This window comes from Kocuria subflava, assembly GCF_012163155.1.
Taxonomy (GTDB): Bacteria; Actinomycetota; Actinomycetes; order Actinomycetales; family Micrococcaceae; genus Kocuria; species Kocuria subflava.
In genome coordinates this window covers 1-520 of sequence record NZ_JAAVUN010000245.1, presented here as the reverse complement: position 1 = coordinate 520, position 520 = coordinate 1, and the positions used below count along the sequence as shown (strand labels likewise).

The 520-nt window shown below is 59.2% G+C and carries 1 protein-coding gene; it reads right to left on the bottom strand.

Annotated features, from left to right (window positions below; genetic code table 11):
• Positions 1-179 (bottom strand): NAD(P)-binding domain-containing protein (locus GTW58_RS13995; RefSeq protein WP_342453335.1); only part of this gene is annotated, 179 nt, incomplete at its 3' end.
• Positions 180-520 lie beyond the last annotated feature (341 nt).

The window sequence follows — 520 nt, the reverse complement described above, 5'->3', positions numbered from 1 at the left end:
AGTTCCCCCCCCAACCGGGGCTCCACGATGGTGACCTCACCGCGAGACACACGGTCCACGACGGATTGATTCACGTCGACGCCGCGGACCTGCACGCCACTGTTGGCCAGGGTCACGGCCGTGGGAAGGCCGATGTAACCGAGGCCGACGAAAACGACTGTCTGGAGATTCTGCGCCATGGAAGGTTTTCCTTAGGGGTAGACGTTCATGACTGATCTTGACCGGCGGCCGAGATCACGGGCGGGTTGCCGGGGAAGCTATTGAAGGCAGAAAGCAATAGCAATGAATGCAGAACGCTTTGTCGTCATAATCTCACGTGCTCCTGCCAATCCCCCATGGAAACGACCACCCCGGTTGAGACGACGTGTTGGTCCGTAACATTCCAGGTGTGACCGTGCCCTCCGCGGAACTGGCGGAAATTGAATCGATCGGTTGCATAGATCCGGAGCCCGCAATTGGCCACGGAGTCCAGGAAAGCGCTGTCCTCGCCCGTCGTTCTGGATTCGGACGGGTGTTGTTC